Below are 23,822 nucleotides of genomic sequence, written 5' to 3' on the forward strand. Positions count from 1 at the left end.
CCTGCCGATCTCCTTGTGAGGGACATCCCGTGACCGACCTCGACCTCAAGCACCACCGCGTGCCCACCTCGCTGGGTGACATCGCCGTGGCCGAAACCGGCGAAGGGCCCGTGCTGGTGATGCTGCACGGCGGTGGCCCCGGTGCCTCCGGTGCTGCCAACTACCACCAGAACCTCCCCGCCCTGGCCCGGCACTTCCGTGTCGTCCTGCCGGACCAGCCCGGCTTCGGCGACAGCTACCGCCCGAGCGAGGAGGAGCTGGAGCAGCGGTCGATCACCGAGATCACCGTGGACGCCCTCTACCAGGCCCTCGACGCCCTCGGTATCGACACCTTCCATCTGCTGGGCAACAGCCTCGGTGGCGCCGCAGCCCTCGCCATGGCCCAGCAGCGCCCGGAGCGGGTGACCCGCTTGGTGCTGATGGCCCCCGGCGGCGGCTGGCTGCCCTTCGGCCCCACGCCCACCGAGGGCCAGAAGGAGATGTTCCGCTACTACAACGGCGGCGGCCCCAGCGAGAAGAAGATGGCCGCGTTCATCCGCACCATGGTCTTCGACCACCGCCAGTTCGGCGAGGACGTCGTACGCGCCCGCTACGAGGCCTCCCTCGACGAGAGCCACATCGCCTTCTACCACCGCTACAACGCGGCGTTCGCCCGGCGCGGCGGCATGGACCCGCTCTGGCGTGAGCTGCATCGCATCACCGCGCCCACCCTTCTGCTGTGGGGGCGTGACGACCGTACGATCACCCTTGACGGCGCGCAGCTCATGCTCAAGAACATCCGGGACGTGCAACTGCACGTGTTCGGGCGCTGCGGCCACTGGGTGCAGCTCGAGCGGCAGCGCGAGTTCGACGAACTGGTCACCGGATTCCTCAGGGAGCAGGCATGAGCGGCGGCTGGCTCGAGGGGAACGCGACCCTGATCACCGGCGGCGGGTCCGGCATCGGCCGCGCCGTCGCCGAACGCTTCCTCGCCGAGGGAGCCTCCGTCACGATCCTCGGCCGGGACAAGGACCGGCTGGAGGAGGTCGTGCGCTCGGTGGCCGACCCGTCCCGCGTCCACACGGTCACGGCCGACGTGCGGGACGGCGCGGCTCTCGCCGCCGCCGTCGCCGAGACCGTCGAGCGCTTCGGCAAGCTGGACACCCTCGTCGCCAACGCCGGGGTGTGGGACTACCAGCGCCAGCTCACCCGGCTCAGCCCCGAGGAGGTGGACACCGCCTTCGACGAGATCTTCTCCGTCAACGTCAAGGGGTATCTGCTGGCCGCCCAGGCGGCCTGGCGCGAGCTGGTGAAGACGCGCGGCAGCATCGTCATGACGCTGTCCAACGCCTCCTTCTACGTCAACGGCGGCGGCCCCCTCTACACGGCGAGCAAGCACGCCTGCCTGGGCCTGATGCGCGAACTGGCCTACGAACTCGCCCCCAAGGTCCGGGTCAACGGCGTGGCCTGCGGCGGCATGAACACCGATCTGCGCGGGCCCGAGTCCCTCGCCCTGGCCGGTCGTTCGATCTCGGCGTCCTTCGCGAAGAAGGGCCCGGACACCCCGCCGCCGCCCATCCCGCTGCACGACTCCAGCACGGAACCGCGTGACTTCACCGGCCCGTACGTGCTGCTCGCCTCCCGCGCCCAAAGTGGTCCCATCACCGGACATGCGATCTCCGTCGACGGCGGCATCGGCGTACGCGGATTCGCGCGTGCGGCCGGCGGCGACGACCTCTGATGCTCGATGAGGAGCCGACCGTGACTACGCCCCACCCGCTCAACTCCGGCCTGAGAGTCGACCTCAACCCGGCCGCCGCGATCGCGCGCAACGCCCGCCACCAGGGCGACACCGTCGCCGTCCGCTACGAGGGCGGCGACCTCACCTACGCCCGGCTCGACGACCGGTCGGCCCGGCTGGCGACCGTCCTGGCCCAGGGCGGCGTCGCCGACGGCGACCGGGTCGCCTACCTCGGCCTCAACAGCGGCGCCTTCCTGGTGACCATGCTGGCGGCCTTCCGGCTCGGCGCCGTGTTCGTCCCGGTCAACTACCGGCTGGCCGAACCGGAGCTGGAGCGCGTGCTGCACGGCAGCGGTGCCACGGTCGTGGTCTGCGAGGAAGGGCACCGCGAGAGCGTCGAGCGCGTGCGCGAGCGGACCCACCTGACCCGCTTCCTCCTCGTGGACGACGACCCGGAGGCACCGACGCCGGGCGCGGCGGGCTGGGAGCCCTGGTCCCCGCTGCTGGAGACCGCCCTGCCCACCCCCGCCCTGGCCGTCAAGCACGCCGACGACGCGGCGATCCTGATGTTCACCTCGGGCACCACCGGCGCGCCCAAGGGGGTCGTACTGACCCACGGCAACGCCTGGTGGAACGCCGTCAACGTCGAACTGCGGCTGGACACCCGCCGCGGCGACGTCACCTACGCCGCCGCCCCGCTCTTCCACATCGGGGCCCTGAACAGCTTCGTGTTGCGCACCCTGGTGCGCGGCGGCACGGTGGTGGTGCGCCGCGCCTTCGACCCGCAGACCTGTCTGGACGACGTGGTCACCCACCGGGTGAACTCGATGTTCGGCGTGCCCCAGATGTTCGGCGCCCTGGCCCGCGTGCCCGGTGTCTTCGAGCAGGACCTGAGCCATCTGCGGGCCGTCGTGGTCGCGGGCGCCCCCGTGCCGCCCTCGCTGATAGAGCAGTACGCGGCCCACGGCGTGCTCCTCCAGCAGGCGTGGGGACTGACCGAGACCGCCCCCTTCGCCACCCATCTGCCGGCCGAGCGCACCCTGGACAAGATCGGCTCCGCGGGCATCCCGATGCCCTTCACCGAGGTCCGCGTCGTCGACACGGTCACCCAGGAGCCGCTGAAGCCCGGCGAGCCCGGCGAGATCGTCGTCCGCGGCCCCAACGTCACCGCCGGGTACTGGAACAACCCGGAGGCGACGCGCGCGGCCTTCGACGACGAGGGATGGTTCCACTCCGGCGACATCGGCCACCTCGACGAGGACGGCTTCCTGTACATCGTGGACCGCCTCAAGGACATGATCATCAGCGGTGGTGAGAACGTCTACCCGGCCGAGGTGGAGCGCGTCCTGGCCGCCATGCCGGGCGTGCACGACGTCGCCGTCGTCGGGGTCCCCGACGAGCAGTGGGGCGAGACCGTGGCCGCCGTGGTGACCGTGGCGGACCCCGAGGCGATCACCCTGGAGGACATCCGGGCCTACGCCGCCGGGCAGTTGGCCCGGTACAAGCTGCCGCGCCGCCTCACGCTCGTCCCCGCCCTCCCGCGCAACACCTCCGGGAAGCTGGACAAGACCGTCATCCGGCGCATGGCAGAAGAGGAGGGCTGAGGTGTTCGCGGTCCCCGCCCTGCCCGCACTTCCCGTCCCGGCCGCCCGCACGGCCACGGTGGAGTCATGGACGCGCTTCACGGGCCGGCTGCGCCTGTCCGGGCCGGGCGGCGACGTCGTTGGTGTCCAGGTGGAACGCTGCGCGGCCGGGCGGCTCCGGGACGCGTACCCGGCCGGAGCCCGCGACCTGGAGGTGCGGATCGACGGCGGCTGCCCGGACGGCGACGCGCGGGCCGTGCTGCTCCGGAGCCTGGTGGACGCGGTCGGCGCGGCGGATCCGCACTGCCGCAGAGTCGTCCACGCTGTCGAGGAGGGCGACCACGACGGCCTCGCGGCGGCGGTGCGCGCCGGGTTCCGCCATGTCGTCGACGTGGACCTCGGGCAGCAGCAGCAGCTCAGCCTGCTGGTGGCCGAGCCGGACTGGGTCACCGCCACCGACATGGACCTGGAGCACGTCCCCGGTAGCTGAGCCCGTACACACCCCGCCGTACCCCTGCGGACACGCGCAGAGTCCACAGGGGTACGGCGCGGCTGCCTGCCCCCGGCTGCCTACTGCGGCCGGAAGGACCGGATCTGGTAGTTGCCCTGGAGGTTGCCGCCGTGGCCGGCCGGGGTGGAGCCGACGCGGTGGTTGTAGTTGGTGCCCGTGTAGTACTGGACCCGGTGCCCGGTTCCGTTCCACAGCGAGCGGACGTTCCTGTTGCTCCGGATGAAGGAGCAGTCGTCGGCGGTGTTCGCCTTGCTGGCCTGCCGCCACTGACAGCGGGCCCCTCCGCCGTTGTAGTCGCTGTAGATGCAGAAGTACCCCGGGGTGCAACTGAAGGCGGCCCGGTGGACCGTGGGCGCGGGCGTCGCGGCCGACGCCGCGACGGGGACGCCCCCGAAGGCGGCGGCCAGCGCGACAGCGGCGAGGGTGAACGAGCGGAATCGGCGCATGCCATGGACTCCTTCTCCTCCCCGGACGTCCCGGGCGGCCGTGCCACGCGGGACAGGGGAGGTTCAGCGGGATCGTCTGCTCACGAGGACGCCACAGCGGCGGAACCGCGAGCAAGGACAAGGCCGGTAAACCGCCCTTTAAGGGGAAAGGGAGGCGAAGTCGGGGCGCGGTGTCGTACGAGGGTCGGTACGGAGGCGCGGGCACGCGCGCCCGCGCCTCCGTACCGGGACGCGCAGCCGCGCCCCGGAGATCACGCGCCGGCGCTGCTGGTGGCGCCGTCCTGCGAGGTCGCGGACTTGGAGCCGAGCGCGCCCTTGGCCGCGTTGATCACCGTGTCACGCTGCCGGTGGTGCCGCTCGTACTCCAGTACCTGCCGCACCACACGGTCGGAGACGTTGCGCAGATGCGTCTTGACCCGCTCCGGCCCCATCGCGTCGTATCCGGCCCAGGGCTCGTCCTCGCGAAGGTGCCTGATGGCCTGCAGCACTCCGGCACGGCCCGCGTGGGAGCGTTCGTAGCCCTCGATCACCGTCAGCTCGGTCTGGGACAGGCCGCGCAGCCGCTGCTGGATCTCCGTGAGGCCGAGCTGGCCGAAGCCGGGGATGGGCAGATCCCTGTCACGGGCGCGCTCTGCCAAGCGGGTGACGTCGGGTACGTCGCGCAGGGCGCCCTCGGCCTGGTGGCGCGCGCGTCCGGTGCCTCTGCGGAAGGCGGACCGCAGCCGGGCCATGGCCACCCGCACCCTGCGCCTGACCAGGTACAGCAGCCTGCGGCGGTCGGTGGCTCCGGGCCGCGGGGAGCGGTGGCCGTCGGTGGCCGTCGCCACGGCCATGGCCCGCCGCGCGAGATCCTCCTCAAGGGTCTCCAGCATCTGCTCGTCCTGGCGGCACAGCACGGACAGCAGCTCGGCGGTCTCCCGGTCGTGGAACTGTTCCGCGATGTTCTTGCCCACCTGACAGGTGGCCAGCGCACGAGCCGCGGCGGCGTACGCCTCCTCGGTGTTCTTCAGCAGTCGGCGCTCGTCGGCGGGCCGACGGCCGTGCGCCGTCTCCGTCACGACCGCCGCCCCCGCTCTCAGGGGCAGCACGGCCGCCCGCACGGCACCGCGGGTCATGGACCGCGTCAACCGCGCGGCGGCGGAGAACAGTCCGCGGGCCGGGCGTATCTCGCGGACCCGGTCCTCGATCCGTTCGAGGTGGTCCCGGGCCTCGGCCACCTGGCGTTCCAGCCGTTGCCGCCGGATGCCCGGCGGGGTGATGGTCGCATCCGTCCGGAAGCGGTCGACGACCGCCGCGTGGGCCTCACGGGCGTCCTCCAACGCCGGTATCAGGACATCCGTCATCGCTGCCATGAGCTGCTCCTGGTGGGTCGGGTACGGCACCGCGGCCATGGACGAGGAAGGGTGGGCCCGCCGTCCCTCGCCCGTGGCCGGGTGACCGAACCCATCCTGCGGAACGTTCCGGAAGATCGCCCGGCGAGCCGACCGCTCCCCGGCCCGTCCACGCAGGTGGCGCGGCAGCGGGTGACAGGAGGCCACCGCTGCTGATCGAGTGGTGAATCCCTGGGGTCCGGGTGGATTCTGGTCCTAGTCATCCACCGACCGGCGCGGCGCACAGCGGCTCCGCCCCGGCGGTGGTGCTCCTTCCCTCCCCCGGGGGGCGACGTGAAAGTCGAACTGATCCAACGCGCCGCCGACGTGCTGGTCGACGTCCCGGACGACGTGCACGAGGAGATCATCAAGCTCATCGACGCGGTGGCCGAGGACCCGGAGGCCCAGATACCGGCGGATCTGGCCGCGGCCTTCGGCGAGTGGTGCTGGCTCGTGTACATCATTCACGAGGACGTGATCGAGGTACTGGACGTCGGCTGCGCGCGGTGACGCCGGGACCGAGCCGCCTTCCGTGCGCCCCCGTCGCGGCTCACTCCAACTCGCGTGCTCCGTCCCCGGCCGGTTCCTCCTCGGGTACGGGGAGCGGCTGCCGCCACGGCGTGGAGGTGTCGATCAGCGGCGCGGTCCCGCGGATCGCCCGCGCCGCGGCCTCCGCGCGCGGGCCCGTCCGTACGGAGACGGCGAGGGCACGGAAGGGTGCGGGAGGCCGGGTTTCGACGTACACCACGGGCCTGCCGGACCGCACCGCCACGAAGTCCTGCCCGCCTTGATGCACACGCGTACCGACGCTCAGGGCACCGGGCAGCCACACGCCTCGCCCGGGGTCGCCGCGCAGCGCACGCCACCAGTCGGGTTCCACGACCACCCGGCACACCGCCGTCAGCGGCACGCGCACACCGAAGCGACGCGCCGCCGCCTTCTCCCACCACGACAGGCGGACGACCACGTCCTCACCCTTGACGAACATCCGTGCCATCGATCGGCTCCGCTCCTCCCTGCCATCCTCACTCAGGGAGGCGTCTCCGGCGCCCGCGTACATCAGCGCCCGCTGTCACTGACGCCCGAAGAACTCCACTTCGGCGACGGCCACCCGGCGGTCCGCGCGGACGCCGTAGGCGGCGTCCACCGTCAGCCGTACCCGCGTCACATCCGACCCCCGCACCGTGAAGCTCTGCTGGCCGGGCGCGTCGCTGAGGTTCAGGACCTTGCTGGTGCGCTCGCCCTCCGAGGAGACGAGGGTGACGGTGATCTTCGACGGCCGTGCCTGGCCCAGGAACTCGTCGGACTTCGTCGAACTCCCGGACGTGATCAGCAGTTCGCGCAGCCGCACCGGACGTTCGAAGTCGGCCTCCAGATACTGCCCCGTGCCACGGCCGGGGTCGGCCGGCGCCCAGTAGCGGTTGTTGAAGCCGTCGAAGGCCGCCTGCGCGTGGTGCGACGCCGCCTGACTGGAGGCACGCACCTGCGCGGGGTGCACCGGCTTCGGGTCACCGGTACTGCTCTGCGCGAAGGAGAACAGCTCGGTGAGCTGCGCACGGCCGAACCATGCCGCGACGAGGAGGACGACCAGGATCCACGGCAGCGTCAGGCGCGGTCGGCGCCACGCCCGGCGCTTGGGCCGGGTCCCGGCCGCCAGCGGGTGCCGCTCGCGGCGCGGCAGCAGCCGACGCCACCAGGGCGGCCTGGGCGCCTCGCCGGGGGCCCGCGCGGGGTCGAGCAGGGTCCCGCAGCGCACGCACAACCGCCGCTCGTACGGGTTCATGGCACGGCAGCTCGGGCAGGGGCGCTCGGAGCGGGGCGGCGGATCCTCCGGGCGGGGCGGCGGGTCCACGGGTGGGCCGGTGGGGTGGTCCGGGCCGGGGCCTGAGGGGTGGTGCGGGGGCTCGTCGGGACGCCGGGGGGCGACCGCGGGCGTCGTCGTGCCGGTCCGTACGGCTGGTGGGGTCGGCGCGGCGGCGACCGGGGCGGAGGCATCGGACGCGGGCGCGCGCCGTGTCGGAGATGGAGACGGAGACGGGGGCGACGGCGGCAGCGAAGGGCGCGGTGGGGTCGGCGATGTGGGCAGCGGTGGGGGAGCAGCGGGCCGAGGCGTCGGTGGCGGGGTGGAGGGCCGAGGTGTCGGCGGTGGCGGAGACGCGGGCCGCGGCGGCGCCTGCGGCGGAGTGCTCGGCCCCGCCGCCGGGGTCGGCTCCTCGCCGCGCTCCTCGTCCTCCCACGCCAGGAACGCCTGGCAGGACGCGCAGAAGCGGGTGCCGGGCGCATTGCGGTGGCCGCAGTCGGGGCAGATCATCACGCACCCGCCCCGTCCGCCGCCACGACCTCCACCGCGTACCCCACCTGCGCGGGCACCTCGGCCGCCACCAGCCGCTCCAGCCGCGCTCGGGCCGGCGCCACTGCCTCCGCGTCCGCCACCCGCACCCGTACCCGCACCCAGGGCCGTGCCGCACCGGGCAGCGCCGACCCCGGCTCGGCGGACCAGGACGTGGCGCCGCTCTCGCTGATCTCCGGTTCGAGGCCCGTCTCCACGCGGATCGCCGCGGCCAGCCCGGCCAGGGTGCCCCGCTGCCGGTGCCGGGCCACCGCACCGGCCACCACCGCCCGGCGCCGCTCGACCGGCCGCTCCCCGTCCACCTCCGCCGCCACCCACTCCGCCAGCCACGCCAGCAGATCCTCGGGCGCGGTGCGCGGGTCCAGATGCGCGGGCAGGTTGTCCAGGGTGAGCAGCACCGGCGCCAACACCTCGTCCAGCGCGCCCAGGAACCCCTGGACGAAGGGCTGATCCAGGTAGACCGCGGGGAGTTGACGCAGCAGCGGGTGCGGCGTCGGCAGCCCCGGAAGTGTTCCGCGCACTCAGGCCTCCCTCACCCGCAACTGGTGTTCATAGCTGAACACCAGCGCGTGCCGGTCGAGTTCGATCTTCGTGGCGGCCTCGCCGCGCCGCCCGGTGACCGGGTCCGCCGGGAACAGCCGTACGTCCTCGACGAGATCGACGCCGGGTACGCGTTGCAGCACCGCGAACACCTCCCCGGAGTGCACCGGCCGCCCGAACGGCCAGCCCTCGCCCCGCGGTCCGCCCGTCAGCGGATTGAAGTAGCCGTACAGGGCCGCCAGTGCCGCCTCGCGCAGCCGGTCGGCCGCCGTCCCACGGCCCGCAGCCACCGAGGCGACCACGGTCACCCCCTGGTAGTAGGGCGGCTCCACGACCAGCCGGGTGCCGATCGGGCGCCGCTCGTCCAGATACGACGCGATCATCGCGAGCGTGTCCCGCGGCGGGATCAGCTCCTGGAACCGGATCCGCCCCTGCTCGTCATCACGACCGGCCGGCACCACCAACAGCCGTACACCGCCCACCTGTTCGGAAGCCTCGCCATCCCCGGACGGACCGGCCGGGACACACGCCACCCGAGCGGCGTCCGGTGCCACCTCGCGCGCCAGCAGCTCGTAGTCGCGCGGCACCACCGCACGGTGCAGGGTGCGCAGCGTCATCGGCCCGCGCACCCGCGCGTTCTCCACCGTCTCGCCGTCCACCCCGCCGAGCGCCGGACGCCGGTTCTCCACCCGCGCCACGAACGGCAGCGAACTGCGCAGCACCCGCAGCGCACCCCGCGCCACATTGCCCCGCCGCCCCCCGCCCGTACGGTAGGACCGCACCCGCACCGCGGCGCCCTTCGGCGGCACCGCGCCGTACAGTCGCAGCGTGCCGTCGGACTCCCGTACGGCGGGCCCGAAGTCCACCTGCCCGGAGTTGGGGTCCAGGGTGAAGTGGCGGTCGTACGGCGTGGAGTGCGCGAAGTCGTCCACCCGCGTCCACTCCACCCACCCGCGCCCCTCCGCCACCTCCACCACGAACGGTTCCTCGCCCGCCACCACCGGCGGCCGGGCCACCCCGAACGCCTGCCCGGCCACCCCCTCCGACAGACCGAGGACCTCCTCCACGACGGTCTCGGCGTGCGCGGCCTCCACCGTGCCGCCGATGGTGAACGCGCTCGCCGCGCGGACCGTCGGGGACGCCACATACGTGGGCTGGTCCGGCGTGGCCTCGACCAGACGGCAGCGCAGCCAGCCACCGGAGTGCCCGGCCACCACCGAGGCGGTGTGCCCACCGGGCACATGCAGGATCACCTCACCGGCCTTGTTGAACCCGCCCGTGTCGTCCTTCTCGACCTCGCACACCACCCAGCCGGTGCCGTCCCAGGCCTCCCACAGCAGCGGCGGGCGGCGCGGATCGACCCCGACACCGTCCACCCGGCAGTCCAGCCGCAGGACCACCGCACAGCCGGGCACCGGCCCCGACAGTCCGACGTACAGGCAGTCCCCGGGGGTGGGCGCACCGCTGAAGCACGGCACGTCGCGGCCGAGGGCCAACTCCTGTGAGCGGTCAGCCGCGTTGCCGGTCGCCGGCCAGGTGGCGAGATGGGACAGCGCGCACGGCACGACCGACAGATCACGGCCGGTGGTGAACACCACCGCCTCCTCCGTCTCGGTGCGCACGGTGGCCACCTCGGTCCCGGCCGCGATCCGCACGGTGCCGGGCTGCGGCGCGGACAGCCAGAACGTGGCATCGGTCCGCGCGGCCGTCGGCGGATACAACCGCACCCCGATGAGATCGAGGAAGGCCAGGTAGTTCTTGTCCGGCACCCGGTTCAGCCGGTACACGAGCTGGTCGACCATGGTGGCGAACGCCTCGATCAGCGTGACACCCGGATCGGAGACGTTGTGGTCGGTCCACTCCGGGCAGCGCTGCTGCACCAACCGCTTGGCCTCGTCCACCAGTTGCTGGAAGCGCCGGTCGTCCAGGTTCGGGCTGGGGAGTGTCATACGGACCCCTCGTGGTCCGGGATCACATAGAACGGGAAGACCAGGTTGCGCGGATCGTTGGTGCCGCGCACCGCGTACCCGATGTCGATGTAGAGCACCCCGTCGTCCGCGTCGTCGAACCGTACGGAGACATCGGCCACTTCGATACGCGGCTCCCACCGCTCCAGCGCGAGCCGTACCTCGTAGGCGAGTTGACCGGCCGTGCCCGCGTCGGCGGGCGCGAACACGTAGTCGCCGAGCGCGCAGCCGAACTCCGGGCGCATCGGCCGCTCGCCGGGCGAGGTGGCCAGGATCAGCCGGATCGACTCCTCTATCTCCCGCTCGTCCCGGACCAGCGCGATGCTGCCGGTGGCATCCGTCCGCGGGGGGAACGCCCAGCCCGCGCCGATGAATTGGCGGCCCATGCCCTCAGCCTCCGATCTGCACGCTCGGGCACCCGGACGTGATCGGCGCACCACAGCCCGCCGTATCGCCGACCCGGGCGGCCGGTCGGCCACCGATGAGCACACTCGAACTGCCGGGCGGGGCAAGGGCGGACGGGGCGTGCGCGGCGGGCGAGGAGCACTGGTGTGCGGTGCCCACCGTCGCCGCGGGCTGCCCGCCGATCAGCACCGTGGGCTCTCCGGGCGGGCCGATCACCCCCGGATGCCCGGTGGGATCGCCGACGCGTGCGGCTGCTGGCATGTGCTGTGCCCCCTGACTGGTCCTGACCCGTTCCGTGCCGTGCCGTTGCCTGCGTTGCTCGTCAATTGATGCGTACGAGAGGCGCGTTGACGGTCAGCGTGCTGCCGCCCTTGAGTTCGGTGCGCGTGGTGCTGCCCACCGCCACCCGGTCGCCGCGCACCTCCACCGCGCCGCCCGTGGACAGCTTCACCTCACCGCTGCCGCCGTCCACCTGGACCCCGGTGCGAGAGGTGAGCTTCACCGCGTCACCGGTCAACTCCAAGGTGCCCTCGCCCGCGTCCAGCGCGACCCCGCTGCCCGCCTTGATCGAGACCTGCTCCTTCGCCTCGATCTCCACCGTGCCGTCGCTGTGCACCACGATGGTGGTGCCCTTGCGATCGAGGTCGATCTTCAGCTTGCCGTCGCCCGTCACCAGCCGTACGCCCTGCGGGCCGTTCGCCGCGTCCAGCAACTCCAGCTTGTTGCCGCCCTTCGAACCGAACGCGCGCTTGTTGACGGCCCCGCTCGTCGGGTCGACGGCCGCGGCCTCCTGACCGTCCCCCGCGCCACCCTCACCACCGGCCTGCGCCGAACCGCCGCTCTGCCCCGGCTTGTCCTGCCCGTTGTGGAGACCGGCGAGCACATACGGGCGGTCCAGACGGCCCTGTTCGAACCCGACCAGCACCTCGTCCCCGACCTCGGGGATGAACGCCTCACCGCCACCGGTCCCACCCGACTGCGCCGTCCGCGCCCAGTCGCTCGCGTACTCGTCGGACAGCCACGGGAACCGCACCTTCACCCGGCCGAGCCCCTCCGGGTCCTTGGTGTCCGTCACCGTGCCGTTCGCCAAACCCGAACACCGCCCGGCCGCACCGCCGTTGCTCCCCGAGCCGCCGCCGGTCAGCCCGTACAGCGAACGCTCCTGCTGCCCCGAGACCGTCACCCAGGTCTCGTAGCCACGCATCGGATCGAACACATGCCGCGAGGACGTCACCGTGTACCGCCCCTCGAAGGGCGCGCCCACCCCGGCCAGCGTGACCGCACCACCCGCCCGCACCTCCGGATTGCCCCGGATCACCGCCTCCAACTCGGCGAACGACCCGGCGATCCGCGCCGCGAGCGACTTCGCCGCCTGATCCACCCGGGCCTGGTTGTCGTACGGCGCGTCCGACACCACGAAGTCCGCCTCGCCGAACGGCCGCGCCACCTCGGCCGCCGTCACCCCCAGCTCCAGCGTCGCCGCCTCACCCGCGTCGGCCCGGCCGATCAACGGCTGCTTGGCCCGTACGTCCCACCCCCGCACCTCGACCGCCGACACCTGCTCGGCGGCCGACACCCCGGCCCGACAGCGCAACAGGTTGGCACCCATCTCCAGCACCAGCGGATCACGGTCGGCCCACGCGGACGTGTCCGGCGCGGCACTCGCCCCCGTGGGCTTCACGACATGCAACTGACCATCGGTCACATGAAGCTGCGCGCCCGCCTCCTCGACCAGCACGCGCAGGAACTCCCAGTCACTGATGTTGGGTTGGGCCACATGCTCCAGGACCGGACCCGCCACCTCCATCGTGCCCGGCTTCAACCCCGCCCGCCGCGCCACCTGTACACAGATGTCGGCGAGCGTCATGTTCTGGTAACCGGCCACCCGACGGCCACGGAAGAGGCGGTACGACTCGTCCAGCCCCCGCACTACCGTGAAGGTTCCCATGTCGTCGATCTCCACCTCCAGCGCCGTCACACTCCCGGTGAACAGCGGACGCGGCGAGGGACCACCACCGGCGGCGGCCAGCAGCCGCACCCGGGTGCCGATCCGCACGCCCGTCTGCTCCAACAGCACCCGGCTCGGATCACGGAAGCGCAGCACGAACAGGTCCGGCAACGTACGGCTGTCGTCCACATACCCTTCGACCAGGGTGTTCGCCTGGGCGGGCGTCAGCGGGCGGCCGTCGAACTCCACGACCAGGGTCTTGGCGACACTCTGACCGACCATGACCGGCCTCACCGCCCCCCGTCGTGACCATGGCCGCCGCCATCGCCCTTGCCGTCGCGTTCCACCTCGTCCAAGGCGGGAAGCAACAGCTCCCGCCCCTCGGGCAGGCGCATCGGATCATCGATCCCGTTCGCCTCCGCGATCGTCCGCCAGGCCGCAGGGTCGCCGTACTCGCGCCAGGCCAGCGACGCCAACGTGTCCCCGGCGCGCACCCGGTGCACCCGGCGCGCGTGCAACGCTCCCGACGTCGGGTTCTGCCCCGGCGTCTCCCCGGTGATCTCCTCCATCGTCACCTGGCACACCGCCCGGATCGGCACGCCCGAGGTGGTGAACAGGGTGTACTTCGCCTGGACTTGACTGACGTAACCGGGGAACCCGGTGAGCCCGCCCCAGTGGAAGACCACCCACGGCGGCGACGCCCGCTGCTGCTGCCGTGTCTCGCTCGTCGGCACACAGCACGCGAACAGCTTCTCCACCGCGGTCACCACACTGGTGTCGTGCGTGTCGCTCGCGTCGAAGAACATCTCCACCGTGAGCTTGCTGGGCTGCGGCCCCTGGTACTCGGGCGGCCCCGCGCTCTTCGCCCCCTTGGCCGGAGTCCGCTTCCAGGCCGCCGACTTGGCCAGCGACAGCTCCTTCGGATTGAACTGGAAGTCGATCCGCCCGCACGCCGCGCCCGGCGTCAGCCCGCCACCCGGCGGCGGGGTACGCAGCTCCAGGTACGCGTGCTCCAACTTCGGCCGTGCACCGCCCCCTTGGACGGCGCCGCGCCCCGCGTTCGCCGCGCTGAACGCCACCGGTGAACTCACCGCTCAGCCCTCCATCACATAGCCGTGATGAGCGATCTCGATGGTCTCCGTCGCGACCTTGGGGGACTCCGGGTTGAACGCCGGACCCGACCACCGCACCGGCACCACCTCCAGCAGCCCCCACTGCGCCACCTTGCGCCCGTCACCGGTACGCGCCTCGATGTGCGCCGTCCTGCGCTTGATCCCGGTGGTCATGCTCGCGAACCACTTGGCCACCTTCTCGGTGTCCCGGGTCAGTGGCCTGGACAGCTTGATGTTCGGGTACTTCAGCCGGGTGGGCAACTGCCACAGATGGCCGTTGTTGCCGCCCTCCTCACGCTGTTCGAGCACCACCTCGCAGCCCAGGCCCTCACAGGTGTTGAACGAGCCCAACTCGATGCCGTCCACGGTGACGACGAAGCACACGCTGACCGCCGGTTCATCGGTCACGGACATGCCGTACCCCCTCTCTCCGCACGCGTCAGTGCCGGGTGTCGATCAGATGACCAGCCCGCTCCCGGTCCAGCCGCAGCTCCGCCTTGAGCAGCCGACTGAGCGGCGCGAACAGGGCGCGGACCAGCTCGTCGTCCACCTTCGGCGGGCCGCTTCCGGGGGCGCCGGACGCCGGGTCCTGAACCGGCGCGGCGGAGGGGGCGGCGGGGTCGGGTTCCTCCGGGACGGGCTCGGGGGACGGACTCGGCGGTTCGGGCGGGTCGGGTGGCTCGGGAGGGTCCGGGGGAGGCGGGTCGGAAGCAGCCGCGTCACGCTGGACGACCCCGGGCGACGGGGCGAACGGGAGGCGCTGGACGGGCGGGGGGAGCGCCGTCGGGGCCGACGACGGACCGTACGACGGTACGGGGCGCACGGTCGATGGGGGCGATACGGGTGATGCAGGTGCTGTGGGCGCTGTGGGCGCTGTGGGTGCCGTGGGTGTCGTGGGGGCTACGGACGGTGGGCGGAACACCACCGAGCCGTCGGCCATGCGCTGGGCCACTCCGGCGGCGACGGCGACCGCACCGGCGTCCGGCATGGGGCGGGACGTGGAGGTGAGGGCGCCGGGTGCCCGTGTGGGGATCGGCGGGGGAGTGGCCGGTGCGGGAGCGGGCGGCGGCGAGACGGCACGCTGAGCGGACGGCACCGGGGTGCGCCCCTCTGCGGCCGGCGTCGTCGTTGAGGTCGCGGCCGGGCCGTCATCGGGCGCGGACGACCACCGAAGCGGTACGACGCGCGGCTCGGCCGTGGCCCCCGGCGTGCTCCCCGAAGGCACCGCCCCGGAGAAGAGCGGCACCGACCGCTGTGCGACGAGCGGCACCAACGGCCCTGCCGCCGGGGTTGGTTCGGGTGTCATCGGCGTTCCTGCGGCGGTGGCCCGCTGGATCGGCACGGGCGGGGCGGAGACCATGGGCTGTGGCTTCGGCTCGGGCGCCGGGCCGGTGTCCCCGGTACGTACGACGAGCGGATCGTCGGCGAGCAGCGGCCGGGACGGCGTCTCCGCGGGCGGTGCGGGCTCGGGCGCGTCCGGCGGCAGGGGCCCACTGGTGCTCGCGGCGGGTGTGCGCTGGGCGGTGGGCGGCAGCGCGGTCAACGGCTCCCCCAGGCCGAAGCCGTGCGGACGTGCGGTCTCCGTGGCCCGCGGGAGCGGCGGCGCGGCGGACGACGAGGGTACGGACGGGGGAGGGGGCGAGTGGTCCGTACGTGCACCGGACCCAGCCCCTTCGACCGACACCCGCTCCAACCGACGCAAGGGCATGTCCGCAGGCGGGGCCGAAATCAGCGGAGCGGCTGTGTTCCTGATGCCAGGTACGTCGTCACGTACGTCGTCATGTACGACATCGGGTACGGCGGGCTGACCGCCGAACTCCCCGGCTTCCACGGCCCGTTGCAACGGAACGACGGGAAGCCGTGCTCCACCGCTCGCCTGCCGCCCACGCACCGCCCCCCGGCTGTCCGGCCCCACCTCACGGCTCACCGTCGGCGCCCCGGGTGGCGTGCTCGGGGCCACGAGCCCATGGCCCAGGCCCGATGGTGCCTGCGGGCTCACCAGATGGCCGAGCGGCGTGAAGAACGACGCGTCCTGCCAAGTACCCAGGGAGCCTTGGAACTTCGCCGGGTCGGTCACCAGATCGGGAGCGCCCACCGTACGCTGCAACGGCGGCACGTCCCGCCAACCGGCCGCGCCCGCAGGCGGGTCGGTCGCCTCCGAGGCGCTCTGTGCACCGTCATCGCGCCCGCGCCCGTGCCCGCCGGTGAGCCAGGACAGCCATCCCATCCGCGTCACCGCTCGTTCAGCCGGGCGACGTACTGCACATACCGCAGCCGGTCCGGGTGTTCGAGGTCGAGGATCTGGTCGAGAGACCAGTGGAAGTGGTAGGCGAGGTACGCGACTTCCTCATGGATGCGGTCGGTCGCGTACGTCATGATTCCCCCAGGCGACCACCACCGGACAGATCCACCGCGAAGTTCTCCTGGCACGAGGGGCAGGTGACCGCGGCACGCGTGTGCCCCTCGGCGTTGATCCGGCGGTAGAAGTCCTGGAGGAAGGCGAGGTCGGAGGCGAAGAGATCCTCGACGATGCCGGGGTGGACGTCCTCGATCGCACCGAGGCGCACGATCACCCGCGAGATCAACACCACGGACAGGTAGGCAGAGTTCTCCCGGACCCGGTCGTCCCGCAGCGGCACGAGTTCGTCGCGGGCGGTCGCCAGCCGCATGACCCCGCTGCGGTGCACGGTCCCCGAGTCGTCCACGTATCCGCGCGGCAACTCGAAGGGGAACTCGGTGCGCAGCGTGTCGACCGCCCCGCCGTGGTCCGTGTCCGTGCCGGTCTGCGCGGACGCCGCGATCGTACGCCGCATCAGTCGAGTTCCACGCTTTCGTACGTGATCGACAGCTTCTCCGTCAGCACGGAGGTGTCCCCCGCCTTGAGGGTGCTGATCTCCAGCGACTTGGGCCATGCGTTGATCAGCTTGTAGCGCTTGATCGGGAGGCCCTCGTAGTCGTAGACGATGATCGAGCCGTTGCGGCGGGCGTTGACCATCTTCCCGAACCGTGAGTCCTTGATCCACCGTTCGAAGCTGTTGTCCTCGGTCAGACCACGGGTGACGGTGACCTCACCGGCCTTGGGGCGGCCCGGCAACTTCTTGATCGCGTACTTGCCGTCGGCCGTGTTCTGCTTCAACTCGATGACGTCCTGCTCCATCTTCAGACCGCTGACCTCGGTGATCTGCTTGATGAGGACGCTGTCGAACTCAAGGCCGAAGGAATGTCCCACGGAACTGTCGAGCTCGGGGAGCGGCATGCAAGCCTCCTACAATCCGTTCGTCGAATCCGTTCGTCGGAAGGGCTCTCGCAGCACTCACCGTCACTCGTCGACCCCGCCCGACCCGGCCGAGAGCTGCGCGAGCCGGAACACCACGAACTCCGCCGGCTTGACCGGTGCCACGCCGACCTCGCAAATGACCTGACCGGCCTCGATGGACTCCGGAGGGTTGGTCTCGCGGTCGCACTTCACATAGAAGGCCTCGTCCGGGGTCAGCCCGAACAGGGCGCCCTTGCGCCACTCGTTGACCAGGAACGCCGAGATGGTGCGCCGGATACGGGCCCACAACGCGTCGTCGTTGGGCTCGAAGACCACCCACTGGGTGCCCGCGAGGATCGACTCCTCCAGGTAGTTGAAGAGCCGCCGCACGTTGAGGTAGCGCCATGACGGGTCGTCAGCGAGCGTGCGTGCGCCCCATACTCGGATGCCGCGACCGGGGAAGGCACGGATGCAGTTGAGTCCGACGGGGTTGAGGAGGTCGTGCTCGCCCTTGGTGATCTGAGTCTGCAACCCGACCGCGCCACGCAGGACTTCGTTCGCCGGCGCCTTGTGCACGCCGCGCGTCTCGTCGTTGCGCGCCCAGACACCCGCTACGTGCCCGCTCGGGGGTGCGAAGGCGTCGCGGCCCACGGCCGGGTCGAACACCTTGATCCACGGGTAGTACAGCGTCGCGTACTTGGAGTCGAACCCGGTCGTCTCCTCACGCCAGGACTTGATCTGACGGGGACTCAGGCCGGGCGGGGGATCGAGGATGGCGATCCGGTCGCCCATCGCCTCGCAGTGGGTGATCAGCCCGCGCTGCACCGAGATGACCGTCTCCAGGTCCAACGCCCCGCGCTGGAAGGCGCTCATCAGGTCGGGCACGGCCACCATGGTGACCTCTTCGACGGCCTCCAGACCGCCGAACCCGGTGCGCCGGTCGGGGTCGCCGACGTACGCGTCCGTCGACAGGGCGGTGGGCACCGCGACGGCCCCCGCGTCCGACCCGGCCGCGGGCGCCGCGGCCAGCGTCACCGACTGTGCGTCGGGACGCGCGGGCGCGGCCCCCTTGCCGGACTCCTCCAGCCGGATGAGCTGGGAGCGAGCCCTGACCTGGGTGGCCACATTGTCCTTGCTGCGCTTGGTGGTCACGGACGGGTACGTCTCGGCGACCACCCCGTCCCGCTTCACGACCAGCGAGAAGACGTCCTGCGGCGGATCCTCGCCCTCGGGGTCGGCGACCTCGACGGTGACCTCCCCGGTGACACCGGGCAACATCTTGACGACATACGGCCCGAGTCGCGCCGTAGGCCCCGCGGCACCTTCCTCCGCGGCTCCCGTACTTGCGTCGCCCTGATCCCCTGCCGCGCCGCCGATGCGGATGACGTAACAGATCCCGCCGCCGTTGGCGAAGTACCCGTAGACGGACGAGGCGAGATAGGTCCCCTCGACGAAGTCACCGAACACGGTGGTGAACTGCGTCCAGTTGGTGATCAGCGTCGGCTCGTTGAACGGGCCCTTCTGCGCGAAACCGATGAAGGCGGCGACGGAGGTCCCGACCCCCTCGATCGGCCGTGACCCGGATTCCACCTCTTCGACGTAGACGCCCGGGGACAGGTACGACGGCATGCCACTCTCCTTGACCCTTGACCGGGGACTTGATCCTTGATCGGGGAAACGAGAGCGATTGTTCCCGCGCGGCCGACCAGCGAAGAAGAGCTTTCGGTCGTACTGATGTACAGGACTCCATGCCCGAAGGGCAGTTGAGGTCCTTTCCCTATCGGGCACATCCGGCTGCCCTCACCGCTTCACGTCCGGTCTCGGGCGCGCCCGGGGTGGACCCGGCACCCTGAGGAGCATGCTGCGGACGCCTCTGCCGCCACCGCCGCCACCCCGACGCCGAGAGGCCGAGCGGGTGGTGCGGTGAAGGCGTCCCAGGAGAAGGTGCCGCAGAAGGTAGCGCGCAACGCCTCGGAGAAGGCGGTACAGAAGGCGCCGCAGCAGGACGGAAGCACCGCGCCCGCGCACGTCACGGAAGCCACCCTCGCACCGTCGCGCACCCCCGTCCCTCCTCCCTCCGGGCGGGGGTTGAGTCTCCAGAGCCTGCGCCACCTCCAGGGCGCGGCGGGCAACGCGGCCGTCTCCCGGCTCGTGGCGCAGCGCTACACGGCTCCCGTGAAGCCGCCGCCGTCGCAGGCGCCCGGGATGCGCAGGGTCACCGCCGACATCGCCGCCAAGAAGCAGAAGTTGGCCCAGCACCATCCGGCGACCGCCGAGTCCCGTGCGGCCCAGGACGCGGCGAAGGCTCCGCCCGATGACAAGGAGGCGCAGGGCAAGGCGGCCAACGCGGAGAAGATGAACGCGGCCAAGCCCGGCGAGTTCGACAAGGCCGCGTTCATCGCGGCGGTCAACGAGGCGATCGCCGCGCAGGCGCCCAAGAACCTTGAAGAGGCGGACAAGTTCGCCGACTCCGGCAAGGCCGAGAAGGTCAAGGGCGCGGTCGACGGCAAGGTCACGGACGGCAAAGAAGCCTCGGCCAAGGACATCGAGACCACGACGAAGGCCGCTCCCGACACCTCCAAGGCCAAGGAGAAGCAGGTCACCCCGATGCAGCCGGACCAGTCTCCGGCGAATCCGGGTGCGCCGAGCGCCGCCGACGCGACGCCGCAGCAACAGCCGCCCCAGGTCACAGACTTCTCCGAAGGACCGAAGAAGACCGACCACGAGATGGCGGAAGCCGACGTCACCGAAGAGCAGTTGGCGAAGAGCAACGAGCCTGACTTCAAGGCCGCGTTGGGGGAGAAGCACAAGGCGGAACAGCACTCGGCGACCGCTCCCGCCCAGGCGCGGGCCGGGGAGAAGGCACACCTGGCATCCGCGAAGGCGGGCGCCGCCGCGGCCGGCGCGCAGGCGATGAACTCCCTGACGGCGACCCGCCATGCGGCGGGCAAGCGGGTGGACGGCGGCAAGGGCGAGGCCAAGTCGAAGGACGAGCAGAAGCGGGCGGAGGTCACCGGCAAGCTCCAGAAGGTCTTCGACGCCACGCAGAAGGACGTCGAAGGAATCCTGAAGAGCCTGGACGGCAAGGTCGACAAGCAGTTCACCGAGGGCGAGAAGAAGGCCCGCGACGCGTTCAACACCGACCAGAAGCGTCGCATGAACCAGTACAAGAGCAAGCGCTACGGCGGCTTCTTGGGTCCGGCCAAATGGGCCAAGGACAAGCTGCTGGGAATGCCGAAGGAAGCGAACGACCTCTTCCAGGAGTCCCGCAAGCTCTACGTACGTCTGATGCAGGGCGTGATCTCGTCCATCGCCGACACGATCGGCACGGAACTGGGCAAGGCCAAGGCCCGGATCGCCAAGGGCCGTTCCGAGCTGAAGGCGGAGGTCGACAAGCTCCCCGCAGACCTGAAGAAGTACGGGCAGGAGGCGGCCAAGGACTTCGCGGGCAAGTTCAACGACCTCGAGTCGGAGGTCAACGACAAATCAAAGCAACTCGTGCAGACCCTGGCGCAGAAGTACACCCAGGCCCTGAACGCCGTCGACGAGGAGATCAAGAAGCTACAGGAGGCCAACAAGGGCCTTGTCCAGAAGGCAGTTGATGCGGTCAAGGACGTCATCAACACCATCAAGAGGCTCACGAACCTCCTGTTGGGCATTCTGGCGAAGGCCGCAGCCGCGATCGCGAAGATCATCAAGGACCCCATCGGCTTCCTGGGCAAGCTGGTCCAGGCGGTGGGAGCGGGCCTCCACCAGTTCATCTCGAACATCGCCACCCACCTCGAAACAGGCCTGGTCTCCTGGCTGTTGGGCACGGCGGTGAAGGCGGGCATCGAGATCCCGAGCCGCTTCGACCTCAAGGGCATCATCCAGTTGATCGGCTCGCTCCTGGGCCTGACCTGGGCGAACATCCGCGCCCGCATCGTCCGCAAGGGCGTCCCCGACCAGGCGATGAACACGGTCGAACAGTCCGTCCCGGTGGCCAAGGCCCTGGCAGCGGAGGGCCCGGCGGGCGCGACCAAGGAGATCTCCGCCGAGGTAGGCGACCTGAAGTCCACGATCTTGTCCGACCTCAAGTCCTACTTGATCCCCACGGTCATCATCGCGGGCATCACCTGGATCCTCTCCCTCCTCAACCCGGCCTCGGCCTTCGTCCGCGCCGTCAAGGGAATCATCGACATAGTCACGTTCATAGTGAACCAGGGCGCCCAGATAGTGCAGTTCGTCAACGCGGTCCTGGACGCGGTCGTGGCAATAGCCAACGGCGGCTCAGCAGGCGTCCCCAAGATGGTCGAAACAGCCCTGGCAGCAAGCATCCCCCTACTGATCGGCCTCCTGGCCTCACTCCTGGGCATAGGCGGCCTGGCCAACAAGATCAAACAGGTCTTCCAGAAGGTCTCCCGCCCGGTCAACCGGGCCATCGACAAGATCGCCACCAAGATCGCGCAGCTTGGCCGGAAGATCTGGTCAAAGATCAAGGGAAAGAAGAGGAAGGAGGAGTCAGGGAAAAGAGGAGAGGGAAAGCCCGGGAAGGCGAGTGCCTCTACAAGCTTCGCCATGAGCGGGCATCCGCACACTATCACCGCAACGATAGAGCGCGGTCGAGTCCGGCTTGTCATGGCAAGCAGCACGCCGGACAACCTTATGAGCAAGGCAGAGAGAGCTCTCGCGTCCGAGGAGTCTCTCAAGAGTTCTGTCACTGATCCGGAGCAGGCTTCGCGTCATGAGAATGCCGCACGCGACCTCAGGGCGTTCATTGGGAATTACCAGCCCAAGATCCAGAAGCTGAAGGTCAGTACCAAGAGTGAAACGAATCGCGCTTCGGAAGCCGAACAAGTGCTGCGTGACATGGCTGCCGATCTCGTGGAGATAGGTAGTAAATACTCGCGAACCGATCTGAAGTCCTACGATGAGTTGGATCTTCCGGATATCGTGTTGAACCGAATCATCTACGATGCCTTGAGAACAGTACGAGATCAGACGCTCAGGGATCGAAAGTCGGCTGACCGGGCCCCAGAAGAGCAAGCGGACAAGCAGCAGAGACTGGATGGAATGCTGCATCGGGCGATGGAGGGCTATGCGGGAGCTTCCGCGGCCGTCCTCCCTGCTGAGGCCGATGTCCAGATGTTCAAAGGGAATGTATTCGGTTTCGCCCATGGAGAATATTTCGTCGATCATCAGTACAACTACATCGTTCCCGACAGGACGTCGAGCGGGATCCGTGGCGTTGATGACAATCGCGGAAGCTTCCAAGGGAGAGTCTATGTTTCAAGTAAGCGGGTGATACCTAGAGCACCTTCAGGCGGACCTGATCTTGGTGACCCCACGCGCGGCCTCATCGACGACTATCAATACACAAAGCATCCCATGAGTTCCTCGACTATGCGAAGTATCGCGATAGAGGTGGCGTATGGAGGAGGCACGGGACCAGGGCAGGGCACCATGTTCCTTGCCTCCATGATTGCAGAGGCGCAGCGCAACGGAATAGCTCATGTAACGAACATGCTGCTCCTGAACGACGACGACCCGGATGACAACTTCTTCAAAAGAGCACCCATGACAGGGGGAGGGACCGCCAGTGAGGCGAGAGACGCCGAGGGGAACCTGAAGCATCCCAAGGACAGGACGCTTGCCGACCTCGTGACAGGTCATCACCCGAGCCGGGAAGTGACCGACAAGGAGATCGGCATGGTGAGGAGCCGGTACGAAGACTTCGAAGGGAAGGCGCTCTCGGAGATCGTGAAACAGATAGGGAAAGAACATCTCAGGTCGAAGTTGATTGAATTCCTCGTTGTGATGACGAGGATCTAGTCTGGGGGTGTCTGATCTATGTTTCCCGGTGATTCCACGCCTGCGGCTCGATGTGAAGGTCTCATCCATGACTCCCTAGACGCGATTGCGGGGGATTATCGGGAGGCGCTGTCCGGTGAGATGGAGGGAGGAAATACGTTTTCGATGCTCGGTACGAGTTTGCACGTAGATCAGATCCGCCGAATCGTCACTGATGCCACTCGATTGGACTCCTGGTCGGTTCGTGACGGGAAGTATTACCTGCCCAACCAGACGATGCTGGCGAGGAATTGGCTCTCCGTGTTCATTGGGCGGAAGCGGTCCCTGAGCGCAAGCAGCTTCCTCGAATTTCTGGCCGACCTGACAGGCTTGCGAGACCGTCTTCCTGCTCCCGAGATCGCGGTTGCTCGATTTGTTAACCTGGCCGTCGTAGAGAGATGTCATAATCCATCCCATACGCTTCCCATCTGGGTGACGGTCGCCCACAAGGTCTCCGTGAGGCGGGAGGAGGACAACCTGCACCGTGATATCCCCGACCTGCTGACTGAATTTGACATTCTCTACGATGAGATCCCCGAGGGTGCGTCGATGGCTGAGCCCTTGAGGCCGGGTTCGGCTAGCTCTACCGCGACCACCATGGACGAATACCAGGCGCGGCTGTTGGGTTCTGTCTTTCCGCATCTTGCCGATCAGGTCTCGAACCTGTCTGGAGGCGAGGAGGGAGCGGCACTGTTCGCTGCTCACGAGGCAGACCTGAGGGAATATGTGACCCGGAACCTATTCGGCCGTGTAGCCGAGATAGTAAGCGCTGTCCCGTAATCCCT

General features: G+C 70.0%; 23 protein-coding genes. 7 read left to right on the forward strand and 16 right to left on the reverse strand.

Translation table 11 applies throughout. The features are described from left to right. The first annotated feature begins 29 nt into the window (after positions 1-29). From NGF19_RS10090 to NGF19_RS10105, 4 genes are read left to right on the forward strand one after another with little or no spacing between them, the layout of a single operon-like run. Positions 30-887: an alpha/beta fold hydrolase gene (locus tag NGF19_RS10090; protein WP_252424191.1), complete on the forward strand. Its 858-nt coding sequence runs from the start codon at positions 30-32 to the stop codon at positions 885-887. Further along, the gene (gene hcaB, locus NGF19_RS10095) at positions 884-1,720 is read left to right on the forward strand and encodes a 3-(cis-5,6-dihydroxycyclohexa-1,3-dien-1-yl)propanoate dehydrogenase (protein ID WP_252424193.1); all 837 of its coding nucleotides are present in this window, start codon (positions 884-886) and stop codon (positions 1,718-1,720) included. Before NGF19_RS10090 ends, hcaB begins: the two co-directional genes overlap by 4 nt. Next, complete coding sequence (locus tag NGF19_RS10100; RefSeq protein WP_252424195.1) at positions 1,720-3,324, forward strand: acyl-CoA synthetase; 1,605 nt, start codon at positions 1,720-1,722, stop codon at positions 3,322-3,324. Before hcaB ends, NGF19_RS10100 begins: the two co-directional genes overlap by 1 nt. Before the next feature lies 1 nt (position 3,325). Then, positions 3,326-3,793: a hypothetical protein gene (locus NGF19_RS10105; RefSeq protein ID WP_252424197.1), complete on the forward strand. Its 468-nt coding sequence runs from the start codon at positions 3,326-3,328 to the stop codon at positions 3,791-3,793. Between the two features lie 80 nt (positions 3,794-3,873). On the opposite strand, the gene NGF19_RS10110 is transcribed toward NGF19_RS10105, so the two are convergent. Continuing rightward, positions 3,874-4,260, reverse strand: coding sequence for a peptidase inhibitor family I36 protein (locus tag NGF19_RS10110; protein WP_252424199.1), 387 nt, complete (start codon positions 4,258-4,260; stop codon positions 3,874-3,876). Between the two features lie 251 nt (positions 4,261-4,511). Continuing rightward, on the reverse strand, positions 4,512-5,612 hold the full coding sequence (locus NGF19_RS10115; protein WP_252424200.1) for a hypothetical protein: 1,101 nt from the start codon (positions 5,610-5,612) through the stop codon (positions 4,512-4,514). 312 nt (positions 5,613-5,924) lie between these two features. On the opposite strand from NGF19_RS10115, the gene NGF19_RS10120 reads away from it, so the two are divergent. Continuing rightward, the gene (locus NGF19_RS10120; protein WP_252424202.1) at positions 5,925-6,140 is read left to right on the forward strand and encodes a hypothetical protein; all 216 of its coding nucleotides are present in this window, start codon (positions 5,925-5,927) and stop codon (positions 6,138-6,140) included. A 40-nt stretch (positions 6,141-6,180) separates the two neighbouring features. Here NGF19_RS10120 and NGF19_RS10125 read toward each other — a convergent pair whose 3' ends face one another. The 14 genes from NGF19_RS10125 to NGF19_RS10190 all read right to left on the reverse strand — a co-directional run bounded on the left by NGF19_RS10125 (position 6,181) and on the right by NGF19_RS10190 (position 18,837). After that, positions 6,181-6,627, reverse strand: a complete 447-nt coding sequence (locus NGF19_RS10125) for a hypothetical protein (protein ID WP_252424203.1) — start codon at positions 6,625-6,627, stop codon at positions 6,181-6,183. A 75-nt stretch (positions 6,628-6,702) separates the two neighbouring features. Continuing rightward, positions 6,703-7,413 carry an NADase-type glycan-binding domain-containing protein gene (locus tag NGF19_RS10130; protein WP_252424343.1) on the reverse strand — a complete coding sequence of 237 codons (711 nt, stop codon included), beginning with the start codon at positions 7,411-7,413 and terminating at the stop codon, positions 6,703-6,705. A gap of 527 nt (positions 7,414-7,940) precedes the next feature. Next, positions 7,941-8,501, reverse strand: a complete 561-nt coding sequence (locus NGF19_RS10135; protein ID WP_252424204.1) for a phage tail protein — start codon at positions 8,499-8,501, stop codon at positions 7,941-7,943. Then, positions 8,502-10,469 (reverse strand): putative baseplate assembly protein, encoded by a 1,968-nt coding sequence (locus NGF19_RS10140; RefSeq protein WP_252424205.1) that lies wholly within the window; start codon positions 10,467-10,469, stop codon positions 8,502-8,504. Then, on the reverse strand, positions 10,466-10,873 hold the full coding sequence (locus NGF19_RS10145) for a GPW/gp25 family protein (RefSeq protein ID WP_252424206.1): 408 nt from the start codon (positions 10,871-10,873) through the stop codon (positions 10,466-10,468). The genes NGF19_RS10140 and NGF19_RS10145 overlap by 4 nt, the downstream gene beginning before the upstream one ends. A gap of 4 nt (positions 10,874-10,877) precedes the next feature. Next, the gene (locus tag NGF19_RS10150; RefSeq protein ID WP_252424207.1) at positions 10,878-11,153 is read right to left on the reverse strand and encodes a PAAR domain-containing protein; all 276 of its coding nucleotides are present in this window, start codon (positions 11,151-11,153) and stop codon (positions 10,878-10,880) included. A gap of 61 nt (positions 11,154-11,214) precedes the next feature. Continuing rightward, positions 11,215-13,122, reverse strand: coding sequence for a VgrG-related protein (locus tag NGF19_RS10155; RefSeq protein WP_252424208.1), 1,908 nt, complete (start codon positions 13,120-13,122; stop codon positions 11,215-11,217). Between the two features lie 8 nt (positions 13,123-13,130). Beyond that, positions 13,131-13,931, reverse strand: a complete 801-nt coding sequence (locus tag NGF19_RS10160) for a CIS tube protein (RefSeq protein WP_252424209.1) — start codon at positions 13,929-13,931, stop codon at positions 13,131-13,133. Between the two features lie 3 nt (positions 13,932-13,934). Next, positions 13,935-14,366, reverse strand: a complete 432-nt coding sequence (locus NGF19_RS10165; protein WP_252424210.1) for a phage tail protein — start codon at positions 14,364-14,366, stop codon at positions 13,935-13,937. Positions 14,367-14,391: 25 nt separating this feature from the next. Beyond that, the gene (locus tag NGF19_RS10170) at positions 14,392-15,495 is read right to left on the reverse strand and encodes a hypothetical protein (protein WP_252424211.1); all 1,104 of its coding nucleotides are present in this window, start codon (positions 15,493-15,495) and stop codon (positions 14,392-14,394) included. Between the two features lie 689 nt (positions 15,496-16,184). Next, entirely contained in the window at positions 16,185-16,328 is a 144-nt protein-coding gene (locus NGF19_RS10175) for a DUF6760 family protein (RefSeq protein ID WP_252424212.1), read from the reverse strand. Next, the gene (locus NGF19_RS10180; RefSeq protein ID WP_252424214.1) at positions 16,325-16,765 is read right to left on the reverse strand and encodes a hypothetical protein; all 441 of its coding nucleotides are present in this window, start codon (positions 16,763-16,765) and stop codon (positions 16,325-16,327) included. Before NGF19_RS10180 ends, NGF19_RS10175 begins: the two co-directional genes overlap by 4 nt. Beyond that, positions 16,765-17,208 (reverse strand): phage tail protein, encoded by a 444-nt coding sequence (locus NGF19_RS10185; RefSeq protein ID WP_252424216.1) that lies wholly within the window; start codon positions 17,206-17,208, stop codon positions 16,765-16,767. Before NGF19_RS10185 ends, NGF19_RS10180 begins: the two co-directional genes overlap by 1 nt. A gap of 63 nt (positions 17,209-17,271) precedes the next feature. Further along, positions 17,272-18,837: a phage tail sheath family protein gene (locus tag NGF19_RS10190; protein ID WP_252424218.1), complete on the reverse strand. Its 1,566-nt coding sequence runs from the start codon at positions 18,835-18,837 to the stop codon at positions 17,272-17,274. Between the two features lie 294 nt (positions 18,838-19,131). Here NGF19_RS10190 and NGF19_RS10195 point away from each other — a divergent pair, with 294 nt between their 5' ends. Next, positions 19,132-23,019 (forward strand): hypothetical protein, encoded by a 3,888-nt coding sequence (locus NGF19_RS10195; protein ID WP_252424220.1) that lies wholly within the window; start codon positions 19,132-19,134, stop codon positions 23,017-23,019. A gap of 18 nt (positions 23,020-23,037) precedes the next feature. Beyond that, positions 23,038-23,817 (forward strand): hypothetical protein, encoded by a 780-nt coding sequence (locus NGF19_RS10200; RefSeq protein ID WP_252424222.1) that lies wholly within the window; start codon positions 23,038-23,040, stop codon positions 23,815-23,817. The last annotated feature ends 5 nt before the right edge of the window (positions 23,818-23,822 follow it).

This window comes from Streptomyces macrolidinus (assembly GCF_023887685.1).
Classification (GTDB): Bacteria; Actinomycetota; Actinomycetes; order Streptomycetales; family Streptomycetaceae; genus Streptomyces; species Streptomyces macrolidinus.

Bases quoted from the DNA above. Each gene is read 5' to 3' on its own strand.
- NGF19_RS10180 (WP_252424214.1), bottom strand. From the start codon at position 16,765: ATGCGGCGTACGATCGCGGCGTCCGCGCAGACCGGCACGGACACGGAC.
- NGF19_RS10165 (WP_252424210.1), bottom strand. From the start codon at position 14,366: ATGTCCGTGACCGATGAACCGGCGGTCAGCGTGTGCTTCGTCGTCACC.
- NGF19_RS10140 (WP_252424205.1), bottom strand. From the start codon at position 10,469: ATGACACTCCCCAGCCCGAACCTGGACGACCGGCGCTTCCAGCAACTG.
- NGF19_RS10185 (WP_252424216.1), bottom strand. From the start codon at position 17,208: ATGCCGCTCCCCGAGCTCGACAGTTCCGTGGGACATTCCTTCGGCCTT.
- NGF19_RS10125 (WP_252424203.1), bottom strand. From the start codon at position 6,627: ATGGCACGGATGTTCGTCAAGGGTGAGGACGTGGTCGTCCGCCTGTCG.
- NGF19_RS10145 (WP_252424206.1), bottom strand. From the start codon at position 10,873: ATGGGCCGCCAATTCATCGGCGCGGGCTGGGCGTTCCCCCCGCGGACG.
- NGF19_RS10155 (WP_252424208.1), bottom strand. From the start codon at position 13,122: ATGGTCGGTCAGAGTGTCGCCAAGACCCTGGTCGTGGAGTTCGACGGC.
- NGF19_RS10115 (WP_252424200.1), bottom strand. From the start codon at position 5,612: ATGGCAGCGATGACGGATGTCCTGATACCGGCGTTGGAGGACGCCCGT.
- NGF19_RS10100 (WP_252424195.1), top strand. From the start codon at position 1,720: ATGCTCGATGAGGAGCCGACCGTGACTACGCCCCACCCGCTCAACTCC.
- NGF19_RS10200 (WP_252424222.1), top strand. From the start codon at position 23,038: ATGTTTCCCGGTGATTCCACGCCTGCGGCTCGATGTGAAGGTCTCATC.
- hcaB (WP_252424193.1), top strand. From the start codon at position 884: ATGAGCGGCGGCTGGCTCGAGGGGAACGCGACCCTGATCACCGGCGGC.
- NGF19_RS10175 (WP_252424212.1), bottom strand. From the start codon at position 16,328: ATGACGTACGCGACCGACCGCATCCATGAGGAAGTCGCGTACCTCGCC.
- NGF19_RS10190 (WP_252424218.1), bottom strand. From the start codon at position 18,837: ATGCCGTCGTACCTGTCCCCGGGCGTCTACGTCGAAGAGGTGGAATCC.
- NGF19_RS10150 (WP_252424207.1), bottom strand. From the start codon at position 11,153: ATGCCAGCAGCCGCACGCGTCGGCGATCCCACCGGGCATCCGGGGGTG.
- NGF19_RS10130 (WP_252424343.1), bottom strand. From the start codon at position 7,413: ATGAACCCGTACGAGCGGCGGTTGTGCGTGCGCTGCGGGACCCTGCTC.
- NGF19_RS10110 (WP_252424199.1), bottom strand. From the start codon at position 4,260: ATGCGCCGATTCCGCTCGTTCACCCTCGCCGCTGTCGCGCTGGCCGCC.